26 protein-coding genes are annotated in these 24,260 nt (G+C 69.3%); 10 read left to right on the forward strand and 16 right to left on the reverse strand.

The annotated features are described in order from the left end of the window. The first annotated feature begins 7 nt into the window (after positions 1-7). From AC5Y4Z_RS19965 to AC5Y4Z_RS19980, 4 genes are all read left to right on the forward strand, one after another. A complete protein-coding gene (locus AC5Y4Z_RS19965; RefSeq protein ID WP_499966403.1) occupies positions 8-1,339 on the forward strand; it encodes a cytochrome P450 in 1,332 nt (443 codons plus the stop codon). A 128-nt stretch (positions 1,340-1,467) separates the two neighbouring features. Continuing rightward, on the forward strand, positions 1,468-1,926 hold the full coding sequence (locus tag AC5Y4Z_RS19970; protein WP_499966405.1) for a nuclear transport factor 2 family protein: 459 nt from the start codon (positions 1,468-1,470) through the stop codon (positions 1,924-1,926). A gap of 54 nt (positions 1,927-1,980) precedes the next feature. Beyond that, positions 1,981-2,265 carry a hypothetical protein gene (locus AC5Y4Z_RS19975; protein WP_499966406.1) on the forward strand — a complete coding sequence of 95 codons (285 nt, stop codon included), beginning with the start codon at positions 1,981-1,983 and terminating at the stop codon, positions 2,263-2,265. Between the two features lie 135 nt (positions 2,266-2,400). After that, entirely contained in the window at positions 2,401-2,877 is a 477-nt protein-coding gene (locus AC5Y4Z_RS19980) for a hypothetical protein (protein ID WP_499966407.1), read from the forward strand. Between the two features lie 630 nt (positions 2,878-3,507). On the opposite strand, the gene AC5Y4Z_RS19985 is transcribed toward AC5Y4Z_RS19980, so the two are convergent. The 3 genes from AC5Y4Z_RS19985 to AC5Y4Z_RS19995 form a co-directional block, all read right to left on the reverse strand. Continuing rightward, complete coding sequence (locus tag AC5Y4Z_RS19985; protein WP_499966409.1) at positions 3,508-4,017, reverse strand: hypothetical protein; 510 nt, start codon at positions 4,015-4,017, stop codon at positions 3,508-3,510. A gap of 10 nt (positions 4,018-4,027) precedes the next feature. Then, complete coding sequence (locus AC5Y4Z_RS19990; RefSeq protein ID WP_499966410.1) at positions 4,028-5,632, reverse strand: putative alpha/beta hydrolase; 1,605 nt, start codon at positions 5,630-5,632, stop codon at positions 4,028-4,030. 64 nt (positions 5,633-5,696) lie between these two features. Then, complete coding sequence (locus AC5Y4Z_RS19995; protein WP_499966412.1) at positions 5,697-7,106, reverse strand: amidase; 1,410 nt, start codon at positions 7,104-7,106, stop codon at positions 5,697-5,699. 39 nt (positions 7,107-7,145) lie between these two features. Here AC5Y4Z_RS19995 and AC5Y4Z_RS20000 point away from each other — a divergent pair, with 39 nt between their 5' ends. Next, entirely contained in the window at positions 7,146-8,519 is a 1,374-nt protein-coding gene (locus tag AC5Y4Z_RS20000) for a phenylacetate--CoA ligase family protein (protein ID WP_499966726.1), read from the forward strand. A gap of 85 nt (positions 8,520-8,604) precedes the next feature. On the opposite strand, the gene AC5Y4Z_RS20005 is transcribed toward AC5Y4Z_RS20000, so the two are convergent. The 8 genes from AC5Y4Z_RS20005 to bfr all read right to left on the reverse strand — a co-directional run bounded on the left by AC5Y4Z_RS20005 (position 8,605) and on the right by bfr (position 16,572). Continuing rightward, a complete protein-coding gene (locus AC5Y4Z_RS20005; protein WP_499966413.1) occupies positions 8,605-9,039 on the reverse strand; it encodes an SRPBCC family protein in 435 nt (144 codons plus the stop codon). After that, the gene (locus tag AC5Y4Z_RS20010; protein ID WP_499966414.1) at positions 9,039-9,872 is read right to left on the reverse strand and encodes a lysophospholipid acyltransferase family protein; all 834 of its coding nucleotides are present in this window, start codon (positions 9,870-9,872) and stop codon (positions 9,039-9,041) included. Before AC5Y4Z_RS20010 ends, AC5Y4Z_RS20005 begins: the two co-directional genes overlap by 1 nt. A 31-nt stretch (positions 9,873-9,903) precedes the next feature. Further along, entirely contained in the window at positions 9,904-11,007 is a 1,104-nt protein-coding gene (locus AC5Y4Z_RS20015) for an amidohydrolase family protein (protein WP_499966728.1), read from the reverse strand. Between the two features lie 5 nt (positions 11,008-11,012). Continuing rightward, entirely contained in the window at positions 11,013-12,365 is a 1,353-nt protein-coding gene (locus AC5Y4Z_RS20020) for a type I glutamate--ammonia ligase (RefSeq protein ID WP_499966415.1), read from the reverse strand. A gap of 160 nt (positions 12,366-12,525) precedes the next feature. After that, a complete protein-coding gene (locus AC5Y4Z_RS20025) occupies positions 12,526-13,407 on the reverse strand; it encodes a TIGR03854 family LLM class F420-dependent oxidoreductase (RefSeq protein ID WP_499966417.1) in 882 nt (293 codons plus the stop codon). An 18-nt stretch (positions 13,408-13,425) separates the two neighbouring features. Continuing rightward, entirely contained in the window at positions 13,426-13,920 is a 495-nt protein-coding gene (locus tag AC5Y4Z_RS20030) for a carboxymuconolactone decarboxylase family protein (protein ID WP_499966418.1), read from the reverse strand. Beyond that, entirely contained in the window at positions 13,895-15,997 is a 2,103-nt protein-coding gene (locus AC5Y4Z_RS20035; protein ID WP_499966419.1) for an MDR family MFS transporter, read from the reverse strand. The genes AC5Y4Z_RS20030 and AC5Y4Z_RS20035 overlap by 26 nt, the downstream gene beginning before the upstream one ends. Before the next feature lie 95 nt (positions 15,998-16,092). Continuing rightward, a complete protein-coding gene (bfr, locus tag AC5Y4Z_RS20040) occupies positions 16,093-16,572 on the reverse strand; it encodes a bacterioferritin (protein WP_499966420.1) in 480 nt (159 codons plus the stop codon). A gap of 216 nt (positions 16,573-16,788) precedes the next feature. Between bfr and AC5Y4Z_RS20045 the strand changes: the two genes are divergently transcribed. After that, a complete protein-coding gene (locus AC5Y4Z_RS20045) occupies positions 16,789-16,974 on the forward strand; it encodes a (2Fe-2S)-binding protein (RefSeq protein WP_499966421.1) in 186 nt (61 codons plus the stop codon). 85 nt (positions 16,975-17,059) lie between these two features. Here AC5Y4Z_RS20045 and AC5Y4Z_RS20050 read toward each other — a convergent pair whose 3' ends face one another. The 4 genes from AC5Y4Z_RS20050 to AC5Y4Z_RS20065 are packed head-to-tail and all read right to left on the reverse strand — an operon-like array spanning position 17,060 to position 19,946. After that, positions 17,060-17,809, reverse strand: coding sequence for an enoyl-CoA hydratase/isomerase family protein (locus tag AC5Y4Z_RS20050; protein ID WP_499966422.1), 750 nt, complete (start codon positions 17,807-17,809; stop codon positions 17,060-17,062). 22 nt (positions 17,810-17,831) lie between these two features. Continuing rightward, positions 17,832-18,275, reverse strand: coding sequence for a TIGR03618 family F420-dependent PPOX class oxidoreductase (locus tag AC5Y4Z_RS20055; protein WP_499966424.1), 444 nt, complete (start codon positions 18,273-18,275; stop codon positions 17,832-17,834). A gap of 16 nt (positions 18,276-18,291) precedes the next feature. Next, positions 18,292-18,984 carry an EthD domain-containing protein gene (locus AC5Y4Z_RS20060; RefSeq protein WP_499966425.1) on the reverse strand — a complete coding sequence of 231 codons (693 nt, stop codon included), beginning with the start codon at positions 18,982-18,984 and terminating at the stop codon, positions 18,292-18,294. A 26-nt stretch (positions 18,985-19,010) separates the two neighbouring features. Further along, positions 19,011-19,946 (reverse strand): hydrogen peroxide-inducible genes activator, encoded by a 936-nt coding sequence (locus tag AC5Y4Z_RS20065; protein WP_499966426.1) that lies wholly within the window; start codon positions 19,944-19,946, stop codon positions 19,011-19,013. A 101-nt stretch (positions 19,947-20,047) separates the two neighbouring features. Between AC5Y4Z_RS20065 and AC5Y4Z_RS20070 the strand changes: the two genes are divergently transcribed. Genes AC5Y4Z_RS20070 through AC5Y4Z_RS20080 form a run of 3 tightly spaced genes read left to right on the forward strand, consistent with a single transcriptional unit; the run spans position 20,048 to position 22,445 of the window. Next, positions 20,048-20,635, forward strand: a complete 588-nt coding sequence (locus AC5Y4Z_RS20070) for a peroxiredoxin (protein ID WP_499966427.1) — start codon at positions 20,048-20,050, stop codon at positions 20,633-20,635. Next, a complete protein-coding gene (gene ahpD / locus AC5Y4Z_RS20075; RefSeq protein WP_499966428.1) occupies positions 20,632-21,168 on the forward strand; it encodes an alkylhydroperoxidase, AhpD family in 537 nt (178 codons plus the stop codon). The genes AC5Y4Z_RS20070 and ahpD overlap by 4 nt, the downstream gene beginning before the upstream one ends. Before the next feature lie 2 nt (positions 21,169-21,170). Further along, on the forward strand, positions 21,171-22,445 hold the full coding sequence (locus AC5Y4Z_RS20080) for an alpha-amylase family protein (RefSeq protein ID WP_499966430.1): 1,275 nt from the start codon (positions 21,171-21,173) through the stop codon (positions 22,443-22,445). On the opposite strand, the gene AC5Y4Z_RS20085 is transcribed toward AC5Y4Z_RS20080, so the two are convergent. Further along, the gene (locus tag AC5Y4Z_RS20085) at positions 22,442-22,870 is read right to left on the reverse strand and encodes a DUF1810 domain-containing protein (RefSeq protein ID WP_499966431.1); all 429 of its coding nucleotides are present in this window, start codon (positions 22,868-22,870) and stop codon (positions 22,442-22,444) included. The two genes, AC5Y4Z_RS20080 and AC5Y4Z_RS20085, sit on opposite strands and share 4 nt — an antisense overlap. 19 nt (positions 22,871-22,889) lie before the next feature. Between AC5Y4Z_RS20085 and AC5Y4Z_RS20090 the strand changes: the two genes are divergently transcribed. Further along, on the forward strand, positions 22,890-24,149 hold the full coding sequence (locus tag AC5Y4Z_RS20090) for an alpha-hydroxy acid oxidase (protein WP_499966432.1): 1,260 nt from the start codon (positions 22,890-22,892) through the stop codon (positions 24,147-24,149). Positions 24,150-24,260 lie beyond the last annotated feature (111 nt).

Genomic DNA, 24,260 nt, shown 5'->3' on the forward strand with positions numbered 1-24,260 from the left:
GCGAGCGGTGAAGGAGCGCTTGCACTGGCTCGCGATGCACGGCTTCATCCGGGGCGTCGCGGCGATCGGTGCGCGGCGGGGCGACCTGCAGGCCAGGCTGATCGCCGATCCGTCGGTCGCCGACGACCCGGTGCCGTACTACGAGGATCTGCGGGCCCTGGGACCGCTGGTGAAGGGCCGCATCAACTACCTGACGACAGACCACGCCCTGGCCCACGAGTTGCTGCGATCCGACGACTTCCGCGTGGTGAACATGGGCTCGAACCTGCCGGCGCCGCTGCGCTGGCTGGAGCGCCGCACGCGCGACGAGCTGCTGCATCCGCTGCGCGCGCCGTCGCTGCTGGCCGTCGAGCCGCCCGACCACACCCGCTACCGCAAGACCGTGTCGGCGGTGTTCACCCCCCGGGCGGTCGCCGCACTGCGGGACGGTGTCGAGCGGACCGCGAGCGACCTCTTGGACCGGCTGGCTGACGGGACCGGCGTGGTGGACGTCGTCGGGCGGTACTGCTCGCAGCTTCCGGTCGCGATCATCAGCGACATCCTCGGGGTGCCCGGGCCGGCCCGGCCGCGCGTCCTGGAATTCGGCGAACTCGGCGCGCCCAGCCTCGACGTCGGCCTGCCGTGGCGCCAATACCGGAGCGTGCAGCGGGGAATCGCCGGATTCGACGCCTGGCTCACCGGCCACCTGCGCGAGTTGCGGCGCTCACCGAGTGACAACTTGATGAGCCAGCTGATCCAGATGGCCGAAAGCGGTTCTGCTGACACGCGTCTCGACCCCGGAGAGCTGCAGGCGATCGCCGGGCTGGTGTTGGCGGCCGGGTTCGAGACCACGGTGAACCTGCTGGGCAACGGGATTCGCATGCTGCTGGACGCACCCGAGCATTTGGACACGTTGCGCCAACGGCCCGAGCTGTGGCCCAACGCGGTGGAAGAGATTTTGCGGCTCGATTCGCCGGTGCAGCTCACCGCGCGGGTGGCGGTCCGGGATGTCGACGTGGCGGGCGCGCGGATCAAACGCGACGAGTTGGTGGTGATCTACCTGGCGGCCGCCAACCGGGATCCGTCGGTGTTCCCCGATCCGCATCGTTTCGACATCGAACGGCCAAACGCCGGAAGGCATCTCGCGTTCTCCGGCGGCCGACACTTTTGTCTGGGCGCGGCGCTTGCGCGCGCCGAGGGGGAAGTCGGGCTGCGCACATTCTTCGACCGCTTCCCCGAGGCTCGGGCGGCCGGGACCGGAAGCAGGCGCGAGACGCGGGTGCTGCGCGGGTGGTCGACGCTGCCGGTCGCGTTGGGCCCGTCCGCGCGGGTCTCGGCGTCTTCGGCGTCGCGAGCCTAACCGCACTGCGAATCCGCGCTCTGGTTTTCGCAGTGGCGTTCGGCTCGCGGCTCGTCGTGAAGGGTTCGCGCTGGTGAGTTCCGCCGCCGTGGTTGACACGTGTCCGACAACCGGGTTTATTTGCCGCTATGACACAGGTTTCTGAGGTTGCGGTCGAGGATGTCGTCGTCGGGATGTGGCAGGCGCTGTCGCGGCGGGATTGGGACGCGATCAAGACGTTTTTGGCCGACGACTGCCTGTACGTCGACATGCCGGTTCCCGCGTTGTCGGCGCGCGGCCCCGAAGACATCGTGAAGCGGCTCAAGATGGGACTCGAGCCGCTGGCGGGCTACGAGAACCACGACGGCGTGCTGGTGTCCAACAGCACCGACGTCATCTACGAGCACTCGGAGACTTGGACGTTCGCGTCGGGTGAGCAAGGTGTGCTGCGGTTCGTGACCGTGCACAAGGTCGAGGGCGGCAAGATCACCGTCTGGAAAGACTATTGGGACATGAACAGCCTCGTGTCCTTCGCGCCGCCGAATCACTTCGAGAACCTGGCCAACGCGGATACCAGCTGGATTTTTGACGCGTCCGCGTTGGTCTGAGGGCACTTTTTCGAAGGCGATGCGCCCGGAAAACGCGCCTGCTTCAATCTGCCGATGAACAATCCTCAGCCGTGGTGGCTCACGTGGCCGGTCGCGGAAGTGGCAGCGACGATCTTGCCGCTGTTCGCGCATTCTTCCTGGGTAAACGGCAACGGCCAGATGCACAGCATCGTGGCCTGGTGTAGGACGGGGCAGTACCACCCGCCGCGTGGACCGGGACGCGAAGACGAGTTCGACGATCCAGACGTACGCGCGATCACTGAAGCGACGCAGATTCTTGAGCGCGCGTGTCTGCTGATGCGCACGTTTGGCAGCGGCGGCTCATCTGCGATCGGATAACCCGACTCGGGATGCACGCGCTGCAGACCGGCACCGTGCGCCGGCATCTCGGACTCGCTGATCCCCCACCGACGACGCCGTGGCCGTTCGAGGCCACACTCGACACCCCGAGACTTTAGAACTACCTTAAATGTCATGGACGTTGTGTCGTTCTCGGATCTGCAGCTGCGTGGCAAGGCCACGGTGGAAGGCTGGCTGCGCAGATCCGTAAGCCGTGTCCTGGTAGTGCGCCGGCGCGACGCCGAGGATTTGGTGTTGACCACGGCGTCACGGGCAGCCCAGGCTCGCGAGGCTTCGTCGGCGACCTCGCGAATATTTGTCGCCTTGATGCAGCGAGACCCGCATGTGCGCGACCTGTTGACCGACGTAATCCCCGAGGTGTTTCCGTGGGTTACGTTCCTGTCGACCGAGGAGGTCGATGAATTCCTTACGGAGCTGGTGTCAACATTGAAGGCCGCCGAATCAATCGACAACCCGGGCCCGGTGGCCCAGGTTATCGACGCTTGGCGTCACACCGCCGAAGTTCTGGCCGACCCGGAACTGGCTAGCGCGCTGAGCGCTCCGAGCGACGGTGATTACGGGCCGGTTCCGAAGCCGGCGGTCCGCGCTTAGTTGGCTCCCAAGCGCGGTGACCGGGTCCCGCCGCCGGCCGCCCGCGGCGAGTGGGAGCTGCGCTTCGCCACCAGCGAAGCCGTCAAGGGCTGGGAAGCACTGTGTCGAGAGGCCGCCGCGAATGCTGCGCGAGCCTGGCACGAACTGCGAACGAGGCTGGATCGTCCGGTCCAGAGCGGCCGACATCATCAGCTCAAAGGCCCTCTAGCTACCGGCGTTCATCGCGGAGTCGAGCTTGAGCAGTGGCAATACGAGGTCACTAGCGGCGGCCGCATCTGGTATCTCGTCGCCCCCGGCAACCGCACCCTCTGGCTGCGCCACGCGGGAACCGGTCACCCGAAGGAAACGGGGTGAACGACCCGCGTCGGTGGTTGGCGGCGTGACGGACCTAGTCTGACGGCTCCCGCGGCGGGTCGCCCTCGTCGTCCCAGAAGGCCCACTCGGGTAGCGGTGTCGTGGGCATCGCGCCATGAGCCGATGCCTCGTATCCGGGTTGCCCTCGCCCCGTCCACCGCGGATCCGATCTGTTCGCCCGGGCGCGCCTGACCCCCCGGATGAACAGGGCGACAACGCCTCCCGCGACAAACGCGATCAACGCGATCTTGAGGATCAGCAGCAAAAGCGCCATCTCTAGACGTGGGGCAGCCAGCCCGACCCATGCGACGACAGGACGAACCCGCGGCCCTGGGGGTCCCTGCACGCGGTGGTACCCGCGCCGTCGACGCCGCACACCACACCGTTCACGGTGATCGAGTGCATCGGCGGCAGGGTGGTCAGGGGGTGGCCGTAGACCTGACCGCTGGGCGCGATCGGGTCGTTGGATCGTCCCAGCCCCGACGCGGTTCCGATCGAATTCACGGTGCCGGCCCCGGGCGCGGGCGGAATCGCCGGGAAATTGTTGCCGGTGCATTGCGCTTCGCCGGAGAAGAAGTCGCAGGTGATGCCGTCCGGGGTGAGGAAATACACCGTGTTGAGCGGCGCGCGCCCGGTGTTGGGCAGCCCGATCGTGTAGTCCTGCACGTTGACCGGCGCATACCCGCTGATGTCGGGGAAGGCGGGCGTGTCGGCGCGGGCGGCACACGCGCTCGTCACGGCGGCGCCGACGATCCCGGCGGCAACGACCAGCGTCCTGGCGATCATGTTCGTCCCCCTAGCGGTTCGCATTGACCTGGAATTCCTGCGTGTTGTACGGCGTGTTGGTGTTCGTGTTCCATTGGCTGACGAAGAGATTCAGATTATCCAGCGTGGACCCCGGCAGTATGAATCCGCCATAGTTCTGCGGCACGAAGTTGGGCGCCTGCGGATTGCTTTGCTGCGCAACGACGGTCACGGCGCCGGAGCTGAACAGTTTCGTCGGGTCGTTCGCCACGCGGACCTCGAGGTTTCCGGTGCCCTGGTTGAACCCGGACAGCACCGGCTGTCCCCCGACCTCGCGCAAGCTGAGCTCACCGAACGGGGTGCGGCTGATCGGCGCGGCGGCTTGTTGGGGTGTGCCCCAGCCGTTTCCGGTCCACGGCTGCCAGGCGGAGCGGTCGGTGACGTGGGCGGGGTCGACCCGGTACATGGTGACGCCCTGGCTGCGGTCGAACGAGTCGGCGGCGATGTAGACGGTGCCGTCGGACGCCTGGAAGCCGCTGATCTGCGTCGGCGCGGCCCCCTGCGCGCGCCACGAGCCCTGGATGGGCTGCCAGCCGCGGGACGGGTCGTTGGTGACCTGGACCAGCCACGAACCACCGTCGGGATTCAATTTCGTTGTGCCCGCGGCCATCATGTAGGTGGTGCCGTCGCGCATCTGGATGCTGCCTGCGGGCAGCGTGTTCTTGCCCACCGCTTGGGGGGGCGGCGGGAACAGGACGTTCGGGCTGCCGTCCGGACCGGTCAACGGCGCGCCGAAATGGGGCCGCCCCTGGTCGTCGAAGGTGACCGGCACGGCCACCGACGGGTAATGCGTTCCGGCGCCCATCTGATCGCCGGCGAACGAATCCCCGAAGACGGCGACGTAGCTCCCGTCGGGCAGGCGAACCACCTCGCCAAGATCCGCCGCGCCGATACCCGGGATGCCCGGGCTGGCGCCGGTCCCGGCGACCGGGCCCAGATCCCTTGCCTCGCCCGGCTTTAGCGGACCCTCCGCCCAGTCCTCGAGGGTGGCCGGCGGGTCGTAGCCGTCGGTGCGCAGGGTGGCCAACGACTTCTGCAACGTGGCCGCGTAGCCGTTGCGCGTCGCTTGCAGCTGCCCCAGCGCGGCCTTGGTGTCGGCGATGGCGTCGTCTTCGCAGGTACGGATGAACGCATCCAGGGCGGAGCGGTCCTCGGCGGTGAGCTTGGGATCCTTTTCCATCTCCACCGCCTGACCGATCAAGTCGTCGAGCTGCTGCAGCTGACCTTCCAGCGCCGCGATCTGCCCGGCCCCGGCCTTTTGCGCCTCGGCCAACGCCGCGGCGATGTTCTCGAGGTCCACGCCGATCTTGGGCAACTGCAACGACTGCGCGCCCAGGGCCTTGGTCACCCGCTGCACCTCGGCGGAGTCATTGATCGGATGATCGCCGTTCTCGTGATTCCACGCCGCCTCGAAGCGGTTGCGGGCCTGGGCGAACGCGTCGCTGGACTCCGTCGTGCATCGGCCCGCGCTGTGGAAGGCCTCGGCCAGATCCGAGATCTGGGCGGGCCTGCCGGACTGCAGGCTTCGATTGATCGCCCAGGGGTCACCACCCGCCGCGGCGATCAGCGCGGCGATGCTTATGTACCTGAGTTGCACCGCGCGACCAGCAAACCGGAATCGAACAGCATCGCCACCCCTTCCCGGACAAGGTTACAGCGAACTACGCCCCCAGCAAATCGATCGGCGGCCGCCACCCGCCGAACACCTTTTCCAGGTGGCTCGCCACGGCCAGCGCAGTGGCGTCCTCCCACGGCCGGGCGACGACCTGGACGCCGATGGGCAGCCCGTCGGCCGACGTCCCGCAGCGGACCACCGCGGCGGGAAACCCGGTCAGGTTGTGCGCCATCAGGTGCGAGAAGTCGCTGACCTCCACGAGTCCGTGATGGTGGGGCTTGGCAGGGGTCGGCATCGCCGGGCACACGATGACGTCGTAGTCGGACATGAACGACAGCATTTCGATGCGGTAGCGGTCGAGGTCGACGAGTCGGTCGCGGGCCTCGGTCAGCGAGAACTCGACTTCGCGTGCCTGGGTGAGGAATTCGGCCAGTTCCTCCGAAGGATCCGTGGCGCCCAGGGCCCGCAGGTCGGCCTCGAACCCCTCCCCGCGGTCGCCGCCCAGGAACACCGACGTCCACAGCAGCTCCACCGTGCGCGCGAGGCACGCCGGCGCGGCGTGTTGCACGACGGCGGCCACGTCCCCTATCGCGTCGGCGGCGACCTCGACCACGTCGGCGATCTCGTCGCTGGGTGTGGAGATGCCGTCGTCGACGTAGGTGGCCACGCGCAGCGCCGACAGGTCGACGTCGTGGGGATGGCCCAGCGGGGCCGGCACCACGTACGGGTCGCGCAGGTCGGGCCCGCTCATGATCGACAGGCCGAGATACAGGTCGGCCACCGTCCGCGCCAGCGGGCCGTAGTTGCAGAACGGGCCGAAGATGCCCGGGGCGTCACCAAAGACGTTGCCGGTTCTCGGGATTCGGCCGTGCGAGGGCTTCAGCCCGGCGATGCCGGTGTTGTGGCACGGTTGGCGGATGCTGCCGCCCTCGTCGGTGCCGACGCTGAGCGCCGCGCCGCCCGCGGCGACGAGGGCGGCCGAACCGCCGCTGCTGCCGCCGGGCGTCCGGGACAGGTCGTACGGATTGTTGGTGCGGCCGTAGAGGTTGTTGTTGGTTTCGCCGCCGCGCCCCAATTCCGGGACGTTGGTCAGACCGAGCACGATTGCCCCGGCGGCCTTCAGCCGCGCCACCGCCGTCGCGTCCGTGCGGGCCACCGCGCGCAGCGCGGGGCTGCCGCCCGAGCAGGCCAACCCTGCCACGTGCATGGCGTCTTTGATGACCACCGGTAGCCCGTGAGCGGGGCCCAGCGATTCGCCTTGGGCCACATGCTCGTCGGCCCGGGCGGCCAGCTGGAGGCACTGCTCTGGGTCGGCGGCTTGCACCAGCGCGTTGAGCGCGGAATTGACGGCCTCGATGCGCTCCAGGTGGGCCCTGGTGACCTCGCGGCAGGACACCTCGCGGGACGCCATCAGCCGCACCAATTCGTGAGCCGGCAGGTGACACAGGTCGCTCATGCTCATACAGTGCCCGTTGTCGCGGTTGACGGCGGCAAAATGGCCAACGATGCGGAGGCGCGGGTGGGCTACGAGCGGATGCGGGCGGCGCATCTGACCGAGGTGCGGGCCCGCCTCGAAGACCACGTCGCGCGGCTGGAGTGGTCCCGTGAGCGCATCGAGCGCTACCGGAATCGGCGGCTGCGATCCCTGCTCGCCTTCGCGGCCGAACGGTCGCCGTTTCACGCCGGACGGCTGCGAGGGCTCGACGCATCCCGCGCCACGGTTGCCGACCTAGCGTCGCTGCCGATGATGACCAAGCAGGACGCGCAGGAGCACTGGGACGCCATCGTCACGACGCCCGGCCTCGACCGCGCCCGCGCCGAACGCATTCTCGCTGAGCAGCAATGGTTTTCGTATACCGCCGAAGGCCAGCAGATCTTCAGCTCCGGCGGATCCAGCGGGGTGCGCGGGGTGTACGTGTGGGATTGGGAGTTCTTCGTGTCGGCGGCGTGCCTGGCCTGGCGCACGCAGGCGCGGGAAGAGCTTCGGGGAGCGACGGTTTCGTCGTGCCTTGCCGTGCTGGAGGCCGGCGTTCCGCCGCACGCCAGCACGCCGCTGTTCGACGTGCCGACGGCGCCGGGCATGGAGACGGTGGTGATCGCCGCGGGCGGGCCGTTCGAGGAGGTGCTCGCGGCGGTCGCGGCCGCGCGGCCCACGCACCTGGTGGGCTACCCGTCGGTGATCGGGCGGCTGGCCCGCGCCGCGACGGCCGGCGAGCTGCGCATCGAGCCGGTGCGGGTGAGCACCAACTCAGAACCGCTGCTCGACGAGGACCGCGCGGCCATCCGCGAGGCGTGGGGAGCGCCGATCCACAACGTCTGGGGCTCCACCGAAATCGGGGTGCAGGCGGTGGGCTGCGGACGCGGGCCGGGCCTGCACGTCTGCGAGGACGAGGTCGTCGTCGAGCGCGTCGACCACGACGGCAGGCCGGTGGGTCCCGAGGAGCCGGCGGCGCGGACGCTGGCCACCGGGCTGGCCAACCGCACGTTCCCGTTCATCCGCTACGACCTCGGCGATCAGGTCACGCCGCTGCCGGGTGCGTGCGCGTGCGGCAGCGCGTTTGCGCGCATCGCAGACGTCGACGGGCGCCGCGACGACGACTTCCGTTACGGCGCAACGACGGTGCCGGCGCTCGCGTTTCGGCATGTGCTGGGCACCGATCCGCGCATCTCCGAATATCAGGTCGCCCAGACGTTGTCGGGAGCCGACGTCGTGGTGGTCGGCGATGCGGACCTTGCGGCGCTGCGGATCGCGTTGGTGGCCGCGCTGCAACGGTACGGGTTGGCGGAGCCGGCGATTCGGGTCCGGGCGGCCGACAGCCTGGCGCGCCACCAGGCCAGCGGAAAGCTGCGGCGGTTCGTCCCGCTGTAGGGCTCGTAACCCCTCGCGAGCAGACGCAAAAGCACCCGCACGCCCGGCGTGTCGGGTGCTTTTGCGTCTGCACGCCGTGAAAAGGCTAGGACTCGGCGAGTGCCTTCAGGCACTTCAGGGTCTCGGACAGGGTGCGGCCCACCTGGCGCACGGCGACGCGGTCGGCGATGTAGCCGAGAAACCCGCCGGGCGCCTGATACGACAGGCGGAACGTCGCCTTCGTCTTGCCCTCGGACCCGTCGCGCAGCCGGATGCGTCCGCGCAGGGCGACGCCGGTGATGCCCACCCAGGCCACGTCGCGGCAGTCGTCGAATTCGACCACCTCGATCAGCCCGCCCACCGGCACCGAGCCGATCTTCCAGTGCACGGTGTAGCGCGCACCGAGGCCGCGGTCCAGATCGTTGGATGACTCCCACCGCTCCAGGTTCGTCATGAACAACGGGTAGCAGTCCGGGTCGCTGACGATCTTCCAGACCGCCTCGCGATCGGCGTTGATGACGCAGCGGCGTTCGACGCGCATCAGCCGATCACCGGGAAGCGGCGTTGCGCGGCCAGGCGGTCGACGCCGCCCTGCAGGCTGGCCATCACCTTGTCGTGCACCGCCTGGTCGTCACCGTCGACCTCGATCGGGTCCTGCACCTCGATCGCGATCTTCGTCGGCAGCGGGATGTGGCCCGCGAGGTCGCTGATGTTGAGGCCCCACGGCAGCGCCAGCGAGATCGGGATGCTCTTGAGCCGCAGCAACTTGTCGGCCATCAGCAGCCTGGCCAGCCACTGGCCGCGGTTGAGGAACAGCGCACTCTCCTGGCCGCCGACGCTGGAGACGGGAACGATCGGCACACCGGCCTCGCGGGCCAGCCGCACGTAGCCCATGCGCCCGCCGAAGTCGACCTTATGGCGTTCCCAGGTCGGGCGGAAGACCTCGTAGTCGCCGCCGGGGTAGACCAGCAGCGCCGCCCCCGAATCCAGTGCCAGCCGGGCGTTTTCGGGGTTGGCGGCGACGGTGCCGAACTTGCGCAGCGCGCGCAGCGGCGGCGCGGAGACGACGAGGTTGTGGGCCAACTGGTAGAACGGCCGCTCGACGCCGAAGTAGGAACAGAACGCGAGCGTGAACACGAAGGTGTCGGGCGGAACGTTGCCGCCACTGTGGTTGCCGACCAGGAGCACCGGCCCCTCGGCCGGGATCCGGTCGAGGCCGCGCACGTCAGCCCTGAAGTACAGCGACGCGAGCAGCCAGGTGCCGGGCAACTGGTCGCGGATGTAGTCGGGGTCGCGCTGGTCGAGGTCGGCCTTGGGCACCCGCGACACGACCTGGTCGCGGGCCCACTCCAAGACGCCCCCTAGCGTCGGCATAACCGGCGGTATACCCGCGCGTCCCCCTGGGTCAAACGCGGTAGATGCGGGCGGCGTTCTCGCGGGCGATCAGGTCGACCACCCGGATGGCGTCGTTCTCGCTCCAGTCCCCGTCGGCGACGAATCCGCGCAGCACGCGGTGAATGCCGTTGCGCCACAGCGCCGCACCGAGAAAATGCAACTCGGCCGGCCCGAACCCGTCCGACGAGTACAGGATCCTGCGGAAGGGCGCCATCTCCAGCAGCCGGGCGATGAACGCGGGGCCCCGGGCGCCCAGGTAGTTCACGCTCAACCCGCCGTCGAGGTAGACGTTGTTGAAGGCCTGCGCGAGATACCCGGCCTCGCGCTCGTAGGGATAGCAGTGCAGCAGCACGATCGGCGTGTCCCCGGATTGCCGCAGAAAATCGAGCAGCAGCAGCGGACTGGCCTTGGACAGGTCGCAGTCCCGGTCGCCGAAGCCGACGTGAAACTGCAGCGGTTTGCCCAGCCGCAACGCCTGGTGCAGCCCGAACCGCAGCAGCACCCGGTCCTTCAACCGGGTGCCGCCGCCGTCGCGCCACCGGCTCGCGGCCTCGGCCACCTCCGGCGCCGACGGCTCGGACAGGTCGCCCTCGAACCCGCCGCGGTAGGCGAGGATCGACTTGGTGCCGACCGCCGTGGCCGCGCGCCGGTGCAGGATCTCCTCGAACGCCGCGGCGTAGTCACCCGGGGCTTGGGCGGCCTGCTCGGCCACCTGTTCCAGACGGACGATTTCGTGGGCGCGGTTGCCCGACAGGTCGGCCATCGCGGCGGCGCCGCCCGTATCGCCGGCTCCGATGCCGGTGTCGACAAGCCAGTCGCTGACGTTGGCCGCCGGTAGGAACAGCCGCGCCAGCTCGGTCTCGCCGAGTTGCCGACGGCGTTCCCAGTAGGCCTGCGGCTCAGCGTGTTTGGGCAGCCCCAGCAGCGGCGCGCAGTGGGCGCGCACGGCGAAGCCGAGCTGGGAGTCGAAACCCGAGTCCACGAGCGGGTCGGTGTTGGCCTCGTTGAGCGCGTTCTCGAACCGCCGCCGGTCCCCCGCCGTCAGCCAGCAGCCGTGCGCGTGCTGGTCGATCAGCGCGACGCCGGCGATGTGGTGCGACAGCGCGGACGCCATGCCCGTCACAGGCTCCACGCCATGCGGAACCTGTCCGCCAGCTGCTCGGGATCCAGGTCGCCGTAGCGCTCCTGCTCCAGGCGGCGCACCGCGACCACCATGTCGACGGCGGGGTCGCCCAGGATGCACCGCAGCAGCGCCGAACCGTCCAGCGCGGCAATGGCTTCCGGTTGGGCCTCGGGCAGGCGCGCGATGCCCGCGTTGGCGCGGTCCGCTTCCGACAGGTTCGCCGGGTCCACCGTGATCTCCGGCGGCAGCGCGGCGTCGCGCCGGATCCCGTCCAGCGCCAGGCCGAGGATCGCCGCCGACGCCAGGTACGGGTTCGCCGAGGGGTCGACGATCTTCACCTCGACGTTGCCGCCGTACGGGGCGCCGGGGCCGCCCTTGACGAAACGCACCGCCGCCTCGCGGTTCTCGGTGCCCCAGCACGCGTAGGCCCCGGCCCAGTTGCCGGGCCGCATCCGCAGACCCGACACGATCGATCCGCACAGGATGCCCTGGGCCTCCAGCAGCCCGCCGAGGACGCCCGCGACCGCGCTCTCCCCCGCCGGCGTCATGCCGGCCCGGCCGGTTCCGCCGGAGAACAGCGGACCGTCCGTGGTTGTCAGCGAGAAATGTTGGTGCGCACCGGATCCGACGCTGTCAGCGAAGGGCGCCGGCGACAGGCTGACGCGCAGGCCGTGGCGGCGGGCGGCCCGGCCGACGATGAGCCGAGTCAACGCCAGGTGATCGGCGGCGGCCACCGGCGCCGCCGGCGACAACGAAATCTCGAACTGGTTGGCGCCGTACTCGGGATGGAACTGCTCGATGCCGACACCCGCGGCCGTGGCGGCGGCGTTGACGTCGCGGACGAAGGCCTCGTGCTCGAGCACACCGGCCAGCCCGTACTGCGCCCACAGCGCCGCGGGCAGCCGGGCGCCGTCCGGGCCCACCAGCAGGAATTCGAGCTCGTGGCCGATCGCCGCCTCGATGCCAGCCTCCTGCAGCGCGGCCTCGACCCGGCCCAGCGTGCCCCGGGCGCACGCCGGAACCGGTGTGCCGTCCTGCTCGAAGAACGAGGCGGGCGCCCAGGCCAACCCGTCGCCGACGATCCGCAGGGCCGCCAGGTCGATGCGCAGGCGCTGGTCGCCCACCACGCCGACGTCGCCGGTGAACGCGATGCCGGTCTGGTCGATGGCGAAGGCATGCCACGACGGGCTGGCGCCCAGGCCGGGGTCGGCGAACGTGTTGGTCCGCCGGATGGGGACCGTCTTGGCCTGGGTGAGGCCGGCGGGGTTCACGACGGTGCCGATGACGGTGTCGACGCCTTCGGCCTCCAGCTGGGCGATCGCGGCGGCGGCGAGGGGGGTGGCTGCCATGGGTGTCATTGTGCGTCGTCGGCGACGCGATCGGTGAGCCGGTCGATGAAGGCGTCCAGCTGGCAGCGCTGCGACGTTGTGCCAACGACACATAAACCTCTGCGACGTTCTCCAGCGTGTCGTCGCGGAGGTTTATGTGTCGCGGCGCAACCGAATGCGTTTAGTTCTGGCGGGCGACGAGTTCGGCGACGAACCGGTCGATGAATCCGTCCAGCGGCGCCCCGCCGGCGGGCCGGATGACGAACTTGGTCAACCCCGCGTCGAGGTAGGCGTCGAGTTGGCGGTGCAGCGCATCCCAGCCGGTGGCGATCAACGCGCCGGGATCGATATCCGGGCGGCGCCGCCGGACCGCCGCGGCCAGCTCGTCGGGCAGCTCGCCGTCGGTGACCGCGAGCGAGATGCCGAAGTGATCGGGTTCGATGCGCCGGCCGGCGCTTTCGGCGGCCCGTTCGATCGCCTCGCGTCCCGCCCGCGCCTCGTCGGGGGTGAGGAAGCTGCCGAGCCAGCCGTCGGCCAGCGCGCCGATGCGCCGAAACGCCGCCGGCGCCGAGCCGCCCAGCCAGATGTCGAGCGGCGGCACCGGCCGCGGGGCGACGGCGGCGCCGCTGACGGTGAAGTACCGGCCGCGGTAGGTGGCGTCGTCGTCGACCAGCGCCGCGCGCAGCACCCGCAGCGACTCGTCGAACACCGCCGCCCGCTCCCCCTCCGGCACCACGAACACCTCGCGCTCGGCCGGGATCGCCGACCGCAGACCGAAGACGGGCAGCACCCGCTTGGGCGCGACGGCCGCTAGCGACGCCAGCTGTTTGGCGACCAGCACCGGATGCCGCCCGGGCAGCACGGCGACCGACGTGCCCGCCTTGAGCCGGGTCGTTCGGGCCAGCGTGTAGGCCATGCCGACGACGGGATCGACCGCCGGGGAGTAGACGAGTTCGGAGAACCACAGCGAGTCCACCCCGGCGCTTTCCAGGTGATCGACGATGCCGGCGAGTTGATCCGGCGCCGTGTCCGCGCCCAACCCGACGCCGAAGCGAACTTTCATCGGGGAGCGGAGCGTTGGTTACGCGCGGCTGGGCAGGGTGAGCTTGCAGGCCTGGCCGATGTCGAGCGTGCGCAGCATCCGGCCCATGCCCACCCACAGGGCGCAGGACATGGCGAGGTCGGCGAGCAGCTCCTCGGAGAAGTGCTCGCCGGCACGGCTCCAGAAGTCCTCGTCGTCGCGCAGCTTGGTGTGCTCGGTGCCGAACCGGTGCGCGAATTCGGCTGCCAGGCGCTCCTGTTCGCTGTATCCCGGCCAGGTGCGCCACTCCAGCGCGTGCTCGTAGAGCTCTTCGTCAACGCCCTCGGCGGGGCCGTCGGCGTCACGTGTGTTCATGCACACGGTGCATTCGTTGTCGTGGGCGATCACGGCCCGGGCCAGCTCGCGGGTGCGCATGGGCAGCCGGTTCTTGGTGTAGACCGCCTGGCTGAAGTTGGCGATCGCGCCGCCGAGGTCCGGGGACTTGGCGGCCCAGCCGTAGATGTCGTCGTCAGCGAATGTTCCGATTCGGCTCATGGAGGGATGGTACGCCCGCGGCAGCGGACGCGGACGGGTGCTCGTCATGCCAATCGCGTTGGGCCAGAATTCGATGCGCAACGCGCTCGAGCGCGGCTTGCACCTGGCGCCGATCGGGGCGGCCCTCGAAGCCGGGCGATCGGGCCAGCTTGTCGACAAGCCAGGCCAGCAGCAGCGAGTGGACGTAGTCGACCTGCTGGGTGCCCGCCGGGGTCAGCCACAGCTCGTCGCCGTCGCCCTGCGCGTAGCCCGCGGCGATCAGGCGGGAGAAGGTGGGTTCCAGCACCTCGAAGGGGACCCGCAAGTACTCGCCCATGTCGGTGAGCCGCGCCGTCCCATACATCTGCTGGAAGCGGTTGATGCGCAGGACGCCCCACAGCCCGGCGACGTCGAGCCGGCAGTCGGGGCGCATGGCGATGCTGCGCAATCGCATGCCGGGTTCGCTGCGCAGCATGCGTGCGATGGCCACCTCCAGCATCTGGTCGGGCGTCTCACTGGTCGGCATCCCGAACGCGTCGCCGAGATCGACGGTGCTGTCGTGAATGTCCCTGAGCGGAACCTCGCGCAGGAGCAACGCCAAGACAAACCCGACCACCGCGACCGGCACCGCCCAGAAGAAGACCTGAGTGAGCGACTCGGCATAGGCCGCCACGATCGGGGCGGCCTCACTGTGCGGCAGCCGGTGCAACGCCTCCGGTGAAGCGGCCGCGGCGGCCGGCGCGTGGCCCGCCACCATGGCCGGACCGATTCGGCTGTGCAGGAAATTGGTGAACAGCGAGCCGAATATCGCTGCGCCGAAAGAACTTCCGATCGTCCGGAAGAAGGTAACCCCCGAGGTGGCGACACCGAGGTCGTCGAAGCTCGAGGTGTTCTGGACGATGAGGATCAGCGTCTGCATGCACATCCCGATCCCCGCGCCGAGGATGACCAGGAACAGCGATTGCAGCAACGCCGACGTCGACGGGTCCATGCGCGACATCAGGAAAAACGCCACCGCCATCACCGCGGTGCCCGCGACGGGAAAGACCTTGTATCTGCCCGTGCGGCCGACCAGGACACCGCTGCCCATCGAGGTGGTCAGCATGCCCACCACCATCGGCAGCGTGCGCAGGCCCGACGTGGTCGCCGAGACGCCGTCGACGAACTGCATGTACGTGGGGAGGAACGTCAGTGCCCCCAACATCGCGAACCCGACAACGAAGGACAGCACGCAGCACACGGTGAACACCGGGCTGCCGAACAGCCGGGTCGGCAGAATCGGCGCGGCGACACGGCTTTCCACCCAGACGAAGATCCCCAGGGCCACCGTGGAACCGGAGAACAGCCCGACGATCGTCACCGAGCCCCACGGATACGTGGTGCCGCCCCAGCTGGTGGCCAGCGTCAGCCCCGTGGCACCCAGGCCGACCAACAGGATCCCGACGTAGTCGATGACCGGTTTGGTGCGCTTGCTGAGCGGCGGGATGGCCGCTGCGGCCACGAAGAAAACCACGATCGACACCGGCACGTTGATCCAGAACGCCCAGCGCCACGACAAATGATCGGTGAAGTACCCGCCGAGCAACGGCCCGATCACCGTGGTGACGCCGAACACCGCGCCCATCGCCCCCTGATAGCGGCCGCGATCCCGCAGCGGAATCACCTCGCCGATCAGTGCCATGGCGGTGACCATGAGCCCGCCGCCGCCGATGCCCTGCAGCGCGCGCGAGGCCACCAGCACGCCCATCGAACCCGAGAGCCCGCACAGCACCGACCCGGCGACGAAGAACACCACGGCCGCCTGGAACACAATCTTGCGGCCGAACAGGTCGCCGAACTTGCCGACGAGGGCGGTGATGATGGTCGACGCCAGCAGGTAGCTGGTCACCACCCACGACTGATGGCCCGCCCCACCGAGATTGGCGACGATCGTCGGCAGCGCCGTCGCCACGATCGTCTGGTCCAGGGCGGCCATGAGCATGCCGAGCAAGACCGCTACGAAGATGAAATTCCGCCGCTGCGGATCGACCGAGACGTCGGCGGATCCGGAATCGGCCGCCTGGCCGGCCGCAGCCGCCGCCGGTGTCGTGCTCGTCATGCCCGCCTTTCCTCGCCGCCCGATGCTAACGGGTGCCCAGCGTTAGCCGACGGCAACCAAACCGGGGGCTTACGGGCGCGAGTAGCGGGCGATCGTCAGCTCGGGGGCCGCGAGACGCACTGGGCCGAGTAGAGCTCCTCGCCCAGCTTTTCCATCAACTCCAGCTGGGTCTCGAGGTAGTCGATGTGCTTTTCCTCGTCGGCCACGATCTTCTCCAGCAGGTTGGCGCTGGTGCTGTCCTGCTTCTCCCGGCACATGATGATGCCCGGCTTGAGCCGGTCCATCACCTCGTATTCGATCGCCAGGTCGGCCTCGAACTGCTCGCGCAGCGTCTGGCCGATGCGCAACGAGAAGAGGCGCTGGTAGTTGGGCAGCCCGTCGAGCAGCAAGATGCGGTCGGTGAGCTCCTCGGCGTGGTGCATCTCGTCGAACGACTCCGCGCGGGTGTGCTCGGCCAGTTCGGTGAAGCCCCAGTTGTCCTGCATCTTGGCGTGCAGGAAGTATTGGTTGATCGCGGTGAGCTCACTGGTCAGTTGCTCGTTGAGCAAGCGCAAAACGTCCGGGTCACCTTGCATGACGACTCCTACGGTAGTGAGGCTCGGCTGTGGTCTTTGGGGTCACGACCAGCACTTTGCCACGCGAATATCGAATCTTCCAGCAAGGTTTGGCTGGGCTCAGTGAGGTTAGGAATGACTTACATCACTCTTTGTTAGGTTAGACTCGCCAAACGAAGTTAGGTTAGACTCCACTAATATGCGGTGGTTCCACTCGGCTTGTGCGGGGGTGTGCTGATGTACGTATGCCTCTGTGTCGGGGCCACCAATCAGACCGTCTGCGACGCCGTCGCGCGGGGCGCGTCGACGTCCAAGGAGATCGCCGAGGCCTGTGGGGCCGGGGGCGACTGCGGGCGCTGCCGTCGCACGCTCCGCGCGATCCTCGCCGCCGAGCACGAACGCCAGCCCGTCCGGTCGCGCTAGCGTCGCGCGCCCGCGAGCCGAACGTCACTGCGAATCTGCGCCCGGGATTTCGCAGCGTGGTTCGGCTCGCGAAGGCTGGCCCCCGTTAGCGCTTGTTGAAGTCCGCCAGGGCCGCCGCGTTGGCCTGGGTGCCCATCAGTTCGGCGAAGTGAGCGTTCTCCCGCGCACTGGCGGCGACGATCTCGGGGCGGACCGGCTCCATCATCGTGTGCTTGACGGCCATCAGGCTCGAAATCGGCCGGGCGGCAAGCACTTCGGCGTGCCGGCGGGCCTCGGGCAGCAGCTCGTCGGGGCCGCAGACCCGCCAGACCAGACCCATGCGCAGCGCCTCGTCGGCGTCGACCCATTCCGAGGACATCAACAGCCAGGCGGCGTTTTGCCGGCCCACCAGTTGCGGCAGCAGGTACGACGAGGCCGCCTCGGGCGCGACGCCCAGGCTGGTGAACGGGCACTTCAGCCGGGCCGTCGACGACATGAACGTCAGGTCGGCGTAGCCCAGGATGGTGGCGCCGATCCCGACGCCCACGCCGTTCACCGCGCAGATCAGCGGCTTGGGGAAGGCGGCGAGCGCCTCGATGAGGCCGCGGAAACCGTGCTTGCCGGGCTTGAAGTCGGGGTCGGTGACCATGGCCTGCATCTCGGCGAGGTCGGTGCCGGCGCTGAACCCGCGGCCCGCGCCGGTCAGCAGGACGACGGCGACGTCGGGATCGTCGGCGGCGGCCAGCAGCGCGTCGGCGGTGGCGTCGTAGAGGGCCTCGTTGAACGCGTTCAGCGCCTCGGGCCGGTTCAGGGTGAGGGTGCGCACCCGGTTTTCGTCGTCGATCTGCAGCGTCACGGCTGCAGCCTAACGGGTGGGTTCAGCCGTTGCTGTAGACGCGGGTCGGGGCGATCAGCACCACCGCGCGCCGCTCGGTGGCCATCACCCGGTCGTAGGTGTCCCAGTCGTCGTGGGTGCCGCCCGCGGCGGTGAAGACCTCGCGCAGCAGCAGCCGCAACCGGTCGGGGTCTTGCAGCCAGGGCCGCGCGTCGTCCGGGCCGACCAGCTCCGCGCGGCCCTCGACGGTGGCCCACTGCCAGCCATTGCGGAAGGTGACGGCCAGTTGCGGGCGTTCCCGCAGGTTGGCCAGCTTGACCTTGCCGTAGGTGGTGAACCCCAGGGCCGGCTCGCCGGTCGCCGGGTGTGGCAGTCGGCCGACGTTGACCAGCGAGGCCTGCACCGTCGCGTCGGCGCGGACGGTGGACACCACGGCCAGGCCGTTGTCGGCGGCGGCCAGCGCGACCGCTTCGCTCAGTGTCGTCACGGGGGGCCTCGATCCTCTAAAACGGCGTCTTCAAGACGTAGCGGCTGGTCGGCACGGTGTCGATGTTCTCGTTGGCGCCGAATGCGGTTGTGCTGGCGACCATCTGGCCGATCCGGTTCTGCAGGTCGTTGTCGTCGGCGGCGCCGAAGAAGGCCTTCAGGTCGGTGATCGCCTCCGCGGGGAACAACTCTTCGACGATGCCGGAGATTCCCGGCGCGTCCGGGGTCAGGTGGCGCACCACGAAGTTCTGGGTGTAGCCGAACGTCGACTGCGTCTCGATGGCCACCGAGGTGTGGTCACGCTGCCAGCGGGTCAGCCACGTCTGCTGGTCCATGCCCTCGGGCCGGCGCAGCAACGCGATGTTAGCCAGACCCGTTGTGCGACAACCGAGTTCGAGGGGCGCGGCGAGCGGGACCGACTCGGTCACCAGGTACGCGGCGAGGCGTTCGCATTCGGCCTCGAGCAGCGCCAGCGCGGCCGTCGCCTGGTCGCCGTAGCACTGCTGGGTCCACAGACTCACCACCGCGGCGACCGGCGGATCGAGCGTCGTCAGCGTCATCAGCGAGTGGCGCACCGCGTCGTCGCGGACATTGATAGAGAGGCCAGAGAGACCCAACTCCAGCAGCGCGTCGGCGACCGGGCCGCGCTGCCGCGCGCACCAGTCGTCGTTCGAGTCGGCACGCATCAGCACGGCGATCACCTTTTCCATGGGTGAAACCTACCGCCGGCGAACGGCTATCTGGCGGGGCGCACCTGGTGTTGCTCGCCGATCAGCGTGCCGATCGTCTCGGCCAACCGCCGGTAGGACTCGTCGCGACCGCTCGACGAACGGAACACCAGCCCGATCCGCCGCCCCGGCCGGGGGGTGGCGAACTGGGCAAGGCCCAGCCGGCTGCGGGCCGACTCGACCGGCACCGCGCTCTGCGGGATCAGCGTCACCCCGAGCCCGCCGCTCACGCACTGCACGGCGGTCGCCAGCGAGGCCGCGCGCGTATTGGCCAGCTCCGCGCGCACGCCGGCGTTCTGGCAGACGTCCAGCGCCTGGTCGCGCAGGCAGTGGCCCTCGTCGAGCAGCAGCAGCGGCAGCTCGGCCAGCGCCGTCGCCGGCACCCGGCGTTTGCCCGACAGCTTGTGGCCGGGCGGCAGGGCGAGCACGAAATCCTCGTCATAGATGGGGATCGCGGTCACCCCTGGAGCATCGGTGGGCAGGGCGATCAACGCGGCGTCCAGCGCGCCGTCGCGCAGCATCCGCAGCAGCCGTTCGGTTTGGTCCTCGATCACCCGCAGGGTCAGCGCGGGCAGCCGCTCGGCCAGCCCGGCCAGCACCGTCGGCAGCACGTAGGGCGCGACGGTGGGGATCAGGCCCAGCCGCACGGTGGCCCGCAGCGGATCGGACGCGCCCGCGGCGGCGGCGGTGAACGCGTCGACGGCCTCGACGACGGCGAGCGCGCGCGGCAGGAGTTGCGTGCCCTCCGCCGTCAAGAAGACACGCCGCGTCGAGCGCTCGATCAGCTGGGTGCCGAGCCCGGCCTCCAGCGCCGCGAGCGCCTGCGACAGGGTCGACTGGCTCACGCCGAGAGCCGTTGCGGCGCTGCTGAAATGGTGCTTCTCGGCCACCGCGACGAACGCGCGCAGCCCGGCGAGGGTGGGCTGATAGCTCTTATCGGACATGCCTATAAGTATAGTGCGATATATCACCTTTACTTCAAGCTGAGGCCGCGGCATCATGGTGACATAAGGCTAATCTTGAGTGAATCCAAAAAAGGAGAGACATGTCCCTGCTGACCATCGGTGACCAATTCCCCGCCTACCAGCTCACCGCGCTGATCGGCGGCGACCTGTCGAAGGTCGACGCCAAGCAACCCGGTGACTACTTCACCACCATCACCAACGAGGATCACCCCGGCAAGTGGCGCGTGGTCTTCTTCTGGCCCAAGGACTTCACGTTCGTGTGCCCGACGGAGATCGCGGCGTTCGGCAAGCTGAACGACGAGTTCGCCGACCGCGACACGCAGGTGCTCGGTGTCTCGATCGACAGCGAGTTCGTCCACTTCCAGTGGCGTGCGCAGCACGAGGACCTCAAGAAGCTGCCGTTCCCGATGCTGTCGGACATCAAGCGGGAGCTCTCGCTGGCCACCGGCGTGCTGAACGACGAGGGCGTCGCCGACCGGGTCACCTTCATCGTCGACCCGAACAACGAAATCCAATTCGTCTCGGCCACCGCCGGATCGGTGGGGCGTAATGTCGACGAGGTGCTGCGGGTCCTGGACGCTCTGCAATCCGACGAGCTGTGCGCCTGCAACTGGCGCAAGGGCGACCCGACCATCGACGCCGGCGAGCTGCTGAAGGCCTCGGCATGAGCATCGACAACCTCAAGGAGGCGCTGCCGGAGTACGCCAAGGACCTCAAGCTGAACCTGGGTTCCATCGCCCGGACCACGGTGCTGGACGAGGAACAGCTGTGGGGCACCCTGCTGGCCAGCGCCGCGGCCACCCGGAACGCCCAGGTGCTGGCCGAGATTGGCGCCGAGGCGGCCGACTACCTGTCCGCCGAGGCGTACCAGGCAGCGCTGGGCGCCGCGTCCATCATGGCGATGAACAACGTGTTCTACCGCGGCCGCGGCTTCCTCAACGGCGCCTACGACGACCTGCGGGCCGGGTTGCGGATGAACATCATCGCCAACCCGGGCGTGCACAAGGCCAACTTCGAGCTGTGGTGCTTCGCGGTGTCGTCGATCAACGGGTGCCCGGACTGCGTGGCCGCCCACGAGCACACGCTGCGCGAGGCCGACGTCAGCCGGGAGACCATCCTCGAGGCGCTGAAGGCCGCGGCGATCGTTTCCGGTGTGGCACAGGCGATCGTCACCGCCCAGACGCCGGCGGCCGTCGGCTGAGCATGGTGAGCGCGCCGTCCTGGGTCGAGCACGCCGTCTGGTGGCAGGTCTACCCGCTGGGATTCGTCGGCGCGTTTCCCGAGTCGTCCGAGCCGCCGCAACCGGACCAACACCGGCTGCGGCGGCTCGTCGACTGGCTCGACCACGCGATCGCGCTCGGGGCGTCGGGGATCGCGCTGGGCCCGATCTTCGCCTCGCGCACACACGGTTACGACACCACCGACCACTACCGCATCGACCCGCGCCTCGGCGACGACGCCGACTTCGATCACCTGGTCGCCGAGGCCCATCGCCGCGGGCTGCGCGTGCTGCTCGACGGGGTGTTCAACCACGTCGGCGCGGACTTCGCGCGGCGCGCACCGGGTTGGCTCAGCGGCGGCACATTCGAGGGCCACGCGGAGCTCGTCACCCTCAACCACGACAACCCCGAGGTCGTCGACTACACCGTCGACGTGATGGCGCACTGGCTGGGCCGCGGCGCCGACGGCTGGCGCCTGGACGCGGCCTACATTGTGCCGCAACACTTCTGGGCGGCCACATTGCCGCGGGTGCGCGAGCGTTTCCCGGACGCCTGGTTCGTGGGTGAGCTCATCCACGGCGACTACGCCGCGGTGGTCGAGGACGCGAAGTTCGACTCGGCGACCCAGTACGAGCTGTGGAAGGCGATCTGGAGCGCCCTCAACGACGGCAACTTCTTCGAGCTGGACTGGGCGCTGCAGCGCCACAACAAGTTTCTGGGCAGCTTCGCCCCGCTGACGTTCGTCGGCAACCACGACGTCACCCGCATCGCCAGTCGGCTCGAGCGTCGCGAACACGTGGCGCACGCGCTGGCGATCCAGCTGACCGTCGGGGGCGTGCCCAGCGTGTACGCCGGCGACGAGCTGGGCTTCCGCGGCGTCAAGGAGGAGCGCTACGGCGGTGACGACGCGGTGCGCCCGGAGTTCGGCCCTCCCCCAATGGACTTGGATGCCTTCGGCACCGAGATATGGGCGCTGCACCAGTTCTTGATCGGGCTGCGCCGCCGCCATCCGTGGCTGCATCGGGCGTCGACGACCGCGTTGCGGCTGGATAACAAGCACTACGTCTACGAGACCCGCAGCGGCGACGACGCGCTGCTGCTCGCGCTCAACATCGCCGACGAGCCACTGCGCCTGGCGCTGTCGGAGGTGGACGCCGCGCGGGGGCAGGTGCTCGGCGGATCGTCGGCCCCGCCTCAGGAGGTCGTGGACACGCTCGTCGTCGAACCCCATGGCTGGCGGATAGTGAGCCCCGCTTAGAGCCGCTGCAGGGTCAGCGGGTCCTGTTGGCCGTCGTAATACTTGTCGAGCAGCGCGACGAACTCCCGGTTGTCGTCGGTGGCCTGGGCGAACAGCGTCATCGACGAGCGCAGCTTGAGGTCGTCGGGCGAGCCGAAAATCTCCGAGGCCGAACGGCCCTGCACCGCGTTGACCAATTGGGTGCACTCGCGCAGCCGCGGCCCGAGCACCTCATGGCTCAGGTAGGCGCGGGCCTCGTCGAGACAGGAGATGCCGAAGTGCGCCGCGGTCGGGCTGCCGCCCAGGCCGCGCAGTTGCGGGAAGACGAACCACATCCAGTGACTACGCTTTCGCCCGTCGCGCAGCTCCGCGACGACGTCGTCGTAGACGCGGTCCTGCGCGTCCACGAAGCGGTTCAGGTCGAAGGGGTCGCCTGTCGATGCCATGGCCTTTACGGTGGCACACATGGCGGTCAAGCGGCGAGTGCCCAAGGCGCGCGACCTGGCGCCGCTGATTCGGTTCAAACGGCCGCGGTTCGACGGGGTCAGGCGCCGCCTGGACGCCGCGTTCACCATCGAGGACCTGCGCCGCATCGCCAAGCGCCGCACCCCCCGGGCCGCGTTCGACTACACCGACGGCGCCGCCGACGACGAGCTGTCCATCGCACGGGCCCGACAAGCGTTCCGCGACATCGAGTTTCACCCGACCATCCTGCGCGACGTCACCAACGTCACCGCCGGATGGAACGTGCTGGGCCAGCCGGTCGTCCTGCCGTTCGCGATCGCGCCGACCGGGTTCACCCGGCTGATGCACACCGAGGGCGAGATCGCCGGCGCGCGGGCGGCCGCGCGGGCCGGGATCCCGTTCTCGCTGTCCACGTTGGGCACCTGCGCGATCGAAGACCTGGTGACCGCCGTCCCCCAGGGCCGCAAGTGGTTTCAGCTGTACATGTGGCGCGACCGCGAGCGTTCGATGGCGCTGGCGCAGCGCGCGGCCGACGCGGGCTTCGACACGCTGCTGGTCACCGTCGACGTCCCGGTCGCGGGGGCGCGGCTGCGTGACAACCGCAACGGGATGACGATCCCGCCGACGCTGACGCTGCGCACCGTGGCAGACGCGGCGGCGCACCCGAAGTGGTGGTTCGACCTGTTGACCACCGAGCCGCTGGCGTTCGCGTCGCTGGATCGCTGGCCGGGCACCGTCGGCGAATACCTCAGTACCATGTTCGACCCCAGCCTCACCTTCGACGACCTGGAGTGGATCAAGGCCCGGTGGCCGGGCAAGCTCGTCGTCAAGGGGATCCAGACGCTCGAGGACGCCCGCGCCGTCGTCGACCGCGGCGTCGACGGCCTCGTGTTGTCCAATCACGGTGGGCGCCAACTGGATCGGGCCCCGGTGCCGTTCCACCTGTTGCCCGCCGTCGCGCGCGAGCTGGGCAAGCACACCGAGATCCTGCTCGACACCGGCATCATGTCGGGCGCCGACATCGTCGCGGCGATCGCGCTAGGAGCCCGGTGCACGCTGGTCGGCCGGGCCTACCTGTACGGGCTGATGGCCGGCGGCGAGGCCGGGGTCACCCGCGCGATCGAGATCCTGGCCAGCGGTGTCACCCGGACGATGGCGCTGCTCGGCGTCACCTGCCTCGAGGAGCTGTCGCCGAAGCACGTGACGCAACTGCGCCGGCTGGCGCCGTTTGATCCAGACGGGAGCGTCACGATCGTTTAGGACTGGCCGGCAAGCCCTGTCCTGTGTCCGACAGCGATTCGACCTCGTCGTTGGTGAAATCGAAACCGCTGCCCTGCAGCGCCAGCGCGTCATCGCGGCTCAAGGGTTCGC

It is taken from the genome of Mycobacterium sp. NGS63 (assembly GCF_059812295.1).